The organism is Streptomyces sp. NPDC048275, assembly GCF_040652275.1.
Classification (GTDB): domain Bacteria; phylum Actinomycetota; class Actinomycetes; order Streptomycetales; family Streptomycetaceae; genus Streptomyces.
Genome location: NZ_JBEZLR010000190.1, coordinates 1 through 6,725 on the forward strand (window position 1 = coordinate 1; position 6,725 = coordinate 6,725).

At 69.2% G+C, this 6,725-nt stretch carries 7 protein-coding genes and 3 pseudogenes; 6 read left to right on the plus strand and 4 right to left on the minus strand.

The window, feature by feature from the left end; genetic code table 11:
• Positions 1-194: 194 nt before the first annotated feature.
• Positions 195-578, plus strand: a pseudogene (locus tag AB0D57_RS46720) (XRE family transcriptional regulator); the annotation flags it as partial.
• A gap of 79 nt (positions 579-657) precedes the next feature.
• Here the strand turns inward: AB0D57_RS46720 and AB0D57_RS46725 are convergent.
• Positions 658-2,004, minus strand: coding sequence for a hypothetical protein (locus tag AB0D57_RS46725; protein ID WP_362088616.1), 1,347 nt, complete (start codon positions 2,002-2,004; stop codon positions 658-660).
• Positions 2,005-2,240: 236 nt separating this feature from the next.
• Here AB0D57_RS46725 and AB0D57_RS46730 point away from each other — a divergent pair, with 236 nt between their 5' ends.
• Positions 2,241-2,390, plus strand: a complete 150-nt coding sequence (locus tag AB0D57_RS46730) for a hypothetical protein (protein WP_362088617.1) — start codon at positions 2,241-2,243, stop codon at positions 2,388-2,390.
• A gap of 429 nt (positions 2,391-2,819) precedes the next feature.
• Positions 2,820-3,086, plus strand: coding sequence for a helix-turn-helix transcriptional regulator (locus AB0D57_RS46735; protein WP_362088618.1), 267 nt, complete (start codon positions 2,820-2,822; stop codon positions 3,084-3,086).
• On the opposite strand, the gene AB0D57_RS46740 is transcribed toward AB0D57_RS46735, so the two are convergent.
• Positions 3,076-3,510 (minus strand): hypothetical protein, encoded by a 435-nt coding sequence (locus tag AB0D57_RS46740; protein ID WP_362088619.1) that lies wholly within the window; start codon positions 3,508-3,510, stop codon positions 3,076-3,078. The genes AB0D57_RS46735 and AB0D57_RS46740 overlap by 11 nt on opposite strands.
• A 97-nt stretch (positions 3,511-3,607) precedes the next feature.
• A pseudogene (locus AB0D57_RS46745) lies at positions 3,608-3,820 on the minus strand (DUF6300 family protein); the annotation flags it as partial.
• 129 nt (positions 3,821-3,949) lie between these two features.
• Between AB0D57_RS46745 and AB0D57_RS46750 the strand changes: the two are divergent.
• Both AB0D57_RS46750 and AB0D57_RS46755 read left to right on the plus strand, forming a co-directional pair.
• A complete protein-coding gene (locus tag AB0D57_RS46750; protein WP_362088620.1) occupies positions 3,950-4,543 on the plus strand; it encodes a terminal protein in 594 nt (197 codons plus the stop codon).
• Between the two features lie 103 nt (positions 4,544-4,646).
• Positions 4,647-5,414, plus strand: a complete 768-nt coding sequence (locus AB0D57_RS46755) for a hypothetical protein (RefSeq protein ID WP_362088621.1) — start codon at positions 4,647-4,649, stop codon at positions 5,412-5,414.
• Positions 5,415-5,710: 296 nt separating this feature from the next.
• Here the strand turns inward: AB0D57_RS46755 and AB0D57_RS46760 are convergent, their stop codons facing one another.
• Positions 5,711-6,289, minus strand: coding sequence for an RICIN domain-containing protein (locus AB0D57_RS46760; protein WP_362088622.1), 579 nt, complete (start codon positions 6,287-6,289; stop codon positions 5,711-5,713).
• A gap of 219 nt (positions 6,290-6,508) precedes the next feature.
• Between AB0D57_RS46760 and AB0D57_RS46765 the strand changes: the two are divergent.
• Positions 6,509-6,725, plus strand: a pseudogene (locus AB0D57_RS46765) (hypothetical protein); the annotation flags it as partial.

Below are 6,725 nucleotides of genomic sequence, written 5' to 3' on the forward strand. Positions count from 1 at the left end.
GAACCCCTCAGCAAGGTTCATCGTCCCAGGTCAGGAAGGCACTTTCGCATTTCCGCCCCGGAGTCAGCCGTCCCCAAGTGAAACGGTGAGGCTAGGCGCCCTCGCAATCCGTGGACGCATCAAACGCTGACCCGCCCCCGGCCTGGGTGTTCAGCAACTGAACGCCCAGCCGCTACCCACGGCGGCGGAAGGACCAGATCAAGAAGCCGCGCCCGGACCTTGCCGCGCGCCTGGACCGCGAGGTGAAGGCCCGGTGGCAGCCCCAGATCCGGGCGAAGGCCCGCGAGAAGGCGGCGACGACCGGCGGCATCGTCATCGACACCCGCGCCCGTCTCGGCTACAGCGCGCCGATCGGGTCGACGGACCAGGACCGCATCCGGCACCTGACCGTCGCCCTGCCGCCCCGCTACGCCGCCCGTCTCTTCGAGGCTCAGGAGCGGGGAGAAAGCGACCAGCGCCTCCAGGAGCTCGCCGCTGAGGCGCTCAAGGAGGTGTACTTCCAGGACAACGGCCGCCGCGCTGGCCAGCTGAAGGAGGTCCGCTTCACCGACATCGAGCACTTGGAGTTCGATCTGTAGCAGCCGCGCCCCGAACAGCCCGCGAGCCCCGGACGTGACTGCGCGTTTCACTTGGCGGGTGAAGGACTTGAGTTGGCGGCTATTGGGGAGACGGCGGGGCAGGAGGCGGCGGAACGGCGTCTGCGAGGATCGCACGGGGGGTGCTGAGAGCGGCGGCCAGAAGGCTTTCGTCCAGTCTCATCTCGGCGTCGCGGGTGGAGTCGTTGACGGGGATGCGGGTACGCCTGTCGATCAGCGCCGTCACGGCCGGCAGCGCGGGGCGCGCGTGGCCACCCATCCGGGCGAGACCTGCCAGGTAGTACTCGCCGACCGCGTAGTCGGCCAGGTGCGGTGTCATGAGGGCGAGCAGCCGGGACAGCGCGGAAGGACCGGCGTGCCGCAGCCACAGCGGGGCACACTCCGCCTGTGAGCGGCCGGGGCGACGGAAGGTCAGGTTGTACAGCTGGGCCGCCTGTCGGAAGGTCAGCGGGCCGGCGTCCAGCAGGGCCTCGAAGATCTCAGAGGCGTGAGCGAGGCGGGCGATGCCCGCAGGCTTGGCGGCGAGGAGCGCGGCGGCGGATGCGCTGTCGTACGCCGTCGCGGTGGACGGGATCCGGCGGGCCCTCGGAGACGGCGTGAAGGGGACTTCGGCGAGGAGAACTCCGTGCGTCCGCATCGCCGCCTCGGAGATCGAGGCTGTCGTGAGGGCCGCACCAAGAGCCGGGGTGACCTTCTGGCCGCGGTGCTGGACGAGCAGCGGCAGCAGCCTGACCGGGGCCACCCGCCAGTCGTGGCACGCCTCGCGGGCCAGGTCGGCGCCGATGTCCCGGGTGGCGGGGTCGGCGAGGAGGCGGGCCACGAGGGCGTACGTGTCGTGTTCGCGCCTCAGTCCGTACAAGGCCTGGCCCCAGATGTGCCCGATGCCCGCCAGGTGGTGCGCGGCCTCCCGGACGTCGTCGAGGAGTGCGGCGTCCAGGGAGTGCCATCGCGTGGGTGGCGCTGCCCGCAGCGTCTCCAGGTGGGCGAGGAAGCGGACCGACGCGAGGTCATCATCCGTCAGGTGGGCGGCGGTCGGGCCAAGCGCCCTGGCCAGGATGGTGCGCACGACAGGATCGGCGAGTTCGCCGAGGGCCGCGAGAACCAGGCGGGGCTGCCCGCGGTAGCCGAAGAGGCACGCGGCTCGGCGCCGTACCTCCTCGTCGGGGTCACTGAGCCGGGCCACTGCGGCGTTGACGGCCTCTGGCCAGGGCCGTTCGCGGGCCAGGCTATGGAGGAGGTCCAAGGCCTCTCGGCGCACGAAGGGGGTGTCGGCGTGGGCGAGCCGGAGTAGCCGGGTGGCGACGGGGCCGGTGCGGTCGGCGCGTATCGTCTCGAAGAGCGCGATACGGGAAGGGTGGGCGGGTGTCGTGGCGGTGCCGTCGGCCACGGCCTCGTCCGGCCACGTCATCGGGCGGGGCGGAGGCCGCCCTTCCGTGCTGGAGCTTCGATCATGCGGCCGATGATCCCACACGACACAACGGCTCGGGCAGGGCGTTGCAGCCTGAGCACAGTACGTGGCGAAACTCGCCAACTGAAGTGCTGCACACCGGACCGATATGGTCCGGGGCTCCCGCGGGGGGTCGGATGGTCATGCGCGCGATGCCGTGCTCAACGACACCGCCGTGCGGCGGTCACCCCGTGCCCGTGGCAGTGCCGGGAGACGGCCGGCTTTCCTGCGTGGTGAGGGACGCGTCGACGAAGGCCCGCACGAGCGCGGCCACCTCGAACGCCGTGACGTCCTTCGTCCAGTTCCCGGTCGCGTGCCAGCCGCTGCACTCCAGCTGGAACCGGTGAACACCCTGCGCGTGCTCTAGCTCGCGTGCGTACGGCTCCCGGCTGCAGCGCCCGTGCCGCTCGGTCTGCTCCAGGTGTGCGCGGACGACGTCGATGTGGAACCGGCGCGGCAGGGTCCGCTGTTCAAGGCAGCCGCGGCATTCCAGGAGATGCAGTGCGGCGCCTTCGAGTCGGAGGAAGTAGTACGGGATGCCCGTGCCTTCGCGGGTGTTGCAGCTGCCGCAGAGCGGGCCTTCTCCGAACTACCGATGATCTGGCTCATTGGCGTCGGATCGCACGGGTTCAGTCCGTCTCCCCTCCTGAGAGGGCGGCATGTAGGCCTTCGGCCGAGAACGACTTCGGCTCCTGACAGAGCGGCGGGAAGCGCAAGTTGCGTGCGGATCAAGCCAGGATGCTGACCGAGCGTTCATGATACGGAATGCTTTGGCCATGAGCGAAGAATCCGAGCGGCTGGCGAAAGCTCTCATCGAGTTCCGGGAAGCCGAGGGCATCTCCGTGAGGGAGCTTGCGTATCGCACCCAGCTGAGCCAGGCGACCATCAGGCTCCACGAGAGTGATCGCGGACGCCCGCCCGTTCCCTTCGCGGCCCGCCGTTTCGAGGAAGTTCTCGGCTGGGCACCGGGCAGCATCCCGACCGCGTCGCACGAGCCGACGGATCGCGAGCCTCCGCCGGACTCCAGCGCTGTCACTGGGTAGGCCGAGCGGTCAGGACTGGTGGCGGCGCACCGTGTGCGCGACGAGGACGAACAGCCCTTGCTCGGTCTCGGCCAGGATTCCCCAGGTGCCGGGCCTGGCTGCTCGATGCGACGAACTCCTCCCACGTCAGGTTGCCGGGCAGTCCGTTCGCGCCGATGTCCCGCCAGGCGCCCCACTCCTCGTACGGGCGCTCCTCCCGGACCAGCTTGTTGCGGGCCCGGTCGACCATCCACGACACCAGTCGGCGCCGCCAGTTGGGGCGGTGCCACTCCTCCGGGTCGCGCTCCGGGATGTCGCGGTACGCGGGCAGTTGCACGTCGACGACATCGTCCAGGTTCAGGTCCAGCTCCGCGAAAGTCCGGCCGGCGGCGCGGATGTCCCGTTCGTCGTACGTCCAGCGCGCCTTGTGCTTGTAGTAGCGCACCGCTATGTCGCCGAAGAAGACGTGGCCGTGCTGCCGCAGGCCAGGCGGCCATGCACTCCTTCGTCCACTCCATCAGCAGGTGTGAGCCCTCCTTGACGCGACTCTCGTCATGACCGCCATGGTTGGCGAACCACTGGACAAGAAGGCCGGCCGCCGGGCGGTCCACGTCGCCGGTGTCGCACACCGGGCACAGCTCCAGGTGGATCGGCCGCCCGTGTTCGTCGTCCTGCGGCGCCACCCCGCTCATGATGAGGTTGCCCCGGCAGCGTGAACACTGCGGCAGTCGGTCGGAGAACTCCAGCAACGCCATGGCCAGCCCCTTGCTCTGGACGTGGCCCTCCACCCACGACCCGCTGACCTGCGCCGTCAACCCCTCCCGCAGCGGTGGGGCACCCGACCACGGAATCTATCCACAGGGGAACGGGTGTCTGCTGGATGAATGATCGACAGCGACGACACGCAGCAGCCGGCCCCGCGCCCCAACAGGGTCCTGGACGCCCTCGTGCGGGCGGAGCGCAAGGTGTTCACCCGGCCCGCGCCGAAATCCGCGAAGGCTCAGGTGGAATTCCTCTACAAGCGGGCCAAGCAGTCGACGAAGGCCCTCGCCGAACAGTTGGGCGTCTCGACCCGTACCGTGCAGCGCTATCGCGCCGGACAGCAGACGAAGCCTCAGAAGAGGCTCCAGGCGGCCCTGGTGGAGGAGACCGAATCCCAGTGGCAACCGCAGGTCAGAGCACAAGCGCGGGAGCGCGCGGCGACGACCGGCGGTATGCAGGTGGAGGTCTACGCCTACTTCGGATTCGCGTGCACGGGGAGCTTGGACGACGGCCGCGAGCGGTTCATCAGCACGGCGATCTCGCCCACCTACGCCGCTGAGATCCTCCGTCTGCAGGAGGCTGGTGCGACGGAGGAAGACCGGCATCCGGTCGTCGCGGAGGCCATCACCGAGTCCTATTTCACGGAATGGGGATCCCGTGCCCAGGGTCTCCGAGCGGATTTCACGCACGTGCGGTCGATAGAGATAGAGTTCTGACCACGCGAAATTAAAGGCCTGCTATAAACCTTATTCGCGGGCCGTCGCACAGCGCTCTGGCGGCGGCCCCCTCCTTACTCCGCACCCCGAATGCGAGGCCCCGATGAGCAGCCCTTGGCCGCCTCGGCGCACTGTCCGCCGTCCCGTTCCCCGCGCGGCCGTTCCCCGCGAGCCGGTCGACCACGCGCGCATCGGCTGGCGGGTGGTGCGCCGCCGGGCGAAAGGGATGACTGCGGCCGCCGTCGCGGCGGCCCTCGAGGACGCCCGCTTCGACGCGCGCCAGGGCTCCCGCCACGAGCACCTCGCCGACGACACCCGCGGCCGGGCGGAGCTCGCGGAGTGGGAGCGAATCGACCAGCTGCTCGCCGCCGCGGCCCCGGGCTCGGCCTACGCCCCGGACACCGACGACGTCGTCCAGGAGGAGCTCGCCGCCGAAGCCGCGGCCGCCGCCGCCCGGGAAGCCGAGCTGCGCGAAGCCGCCCGGATCGCGGCCCGCGCCGATGAGCTCCAGGCGCTGCGCGAGCTCGGCACGCTGGAGCAGACTGAGCCCCGCGAGGGCGACGAAGCCGTACGGGACGAACTCACCCGCCGCGCGGGCTGGTACGTGCAGAAGGACGTCGACGCGTGGCTCGCCCACGCCCTGGCCGCGCACCGCGGGCACTACGCGGATCCGGCCGCCCGCGTGACCGCCGCCGATCTGCTGCCGACGCATCTGCTCGCCCACGCCGCACTGCTCACCGAACTCGCGCACCTCGCGCCGGGCGCCGGCGTCGACCAGCTGGCGTTCGCGGCCCGGCCCACCGCCGCCGACCCCGAGGCCACCGGCGACCTCGCCGCGTTCCTCGCCCGCACCCGGTCCGGGCAGAGCTGATCTCACCCTCCGCAATGTCACAGCCCTCCCTGATCCCATAGGGACGATCTGTGAGGCCTGGGACCGGAAACCAGGACGACGTCGCCGAACCGGCGCGGCCGCCGCTGACCGTCGCCCGCGCCCGCGGAGCTGTGGCGTACGGACTGCGGGGACAGGCGGGTACGAATCAACGTGCTCAGCCATCTGCTCGATGGTGAGCCGTCACCGCCGGTCGGGCCTGACCGTGTGCCACTGGGCGCTGAGCGGGTTTCGTATCCAAGGTAAGCCCAAGAGCGGCTATGAGCTGATCCTCGCGTTTATGGCGAATCGAAAGCCCATTGCTGCCTAATGTTGTTGGGGAAGTCCACTGAGCTATCGACAACGACCGCCGCGCCCCGTGTGAGGTTGTCGCCTTCGGCGCTGACGACAACCTTGGGGTCGTAAGGCATCAAATAGCCATAGTTGGACGCCCAGAGTTGGTTGAGGCTCTCCGGCTGTTCCCGCCTTTTGTTTTGAACGAGGGCCGTTCCCAGCTTGATGTTTCCGCCGTTTTCGTAACCGGGGACTTCCAGGACGAGCCCGCTCTTCTTGTTGACGAAGAAGCCCTCGTCATATTTCCACAGCTGGTTGTCGTTATCACTGGGCTTCCTGTCCCAGAGAATGGCCCGGCCGCCGGGCTCGGTGCTGCCGTCTGCGATGTCGAGCACCAGACCGCTCTCGAAGTTTCGGATGAAGAAATAGCCCTGCGGAATAGGGTCCTGCGGCAGGCCGACGCCGGAGTGGGCGGGCTGCTCGGCCGCAGTGGCCGCCCCAGGCAGCGACATCACCGCCCCCAACAGCGCTGCACCCAGCACCGCGACACACCGCCGCCGCCCTACCGCCAAGGAACCAGACATATCTCCTCCTCCTCGCTCACTCCCCGTGCACTTTTACTACTTTTGACACCACAGAAGGGAATAAACCGCCAGAAGGGCGAAATGCACTCGATCGAGTCAGGAATGACTCGCCGGGCCATGGAGGGGGCTGGGTGCCCCCGGCCGACACTGCGAACTCGACCTGGACCCAAACTTCAACACGCTGAACTTGACAGGAAAGGCGACTCCGAGGACGAGGGCGTGCTCATTGCGTCCGTCGGCCAGCTGTCCGTCATCTACTTCGCGAACCGCGCGTTTTGGGAGGCAGCTACTTCACATGAGCCTGACTGGACCCCGTGTCCCAATCAGGAGCTGGCAGCCGTTGCGGCGCGGTTCCGCCGTGAACGCAGCGGCGATCCCGCCGGTCGCCAGAATTCCCCACCGCACCCGCTCGACCAGCTCGCGCTCGCCCGTCATC

Coding starts and splice junctions, on each gene's coding strand:
- AB0D57_RS46750 (WP_362088620.1), top strand. CDS start 3,950: ATGATCGACAGCGACGACACGCAGCAGCCGGCCCCGCGCCCCAACAGG.
- AB0D57_RS46725 (WP_362088616.1), bottom strand. CDS start 2,004: ATGACGTGGCCGGACGAGGCCGTGGCCGACGGCACCGCCACGACACCC.
- AB0D57_RS46760 (WP_362088622.1), bottom strand. CDS start 6,289: ATGTCTGGTTCCTTGGCGGTAGGGCGGCGGCGGTGTGTCGCGGTGCTG.
- AB0D57_RS46755 (WP_362088621.1), top strand. CDS start 4,647: ATGAGCAGCCCTTGGCCGCCTCGGCGCACTGTCCGCCGTCCCGTTCCC.
- AB0D57_RS46735 (WP_362088618.1), top strand. CDS start 2,820: ATGAGCGAAGAATCCGAGCGGCTGGCGAAAGCTCTCATCGAGTTCCGG.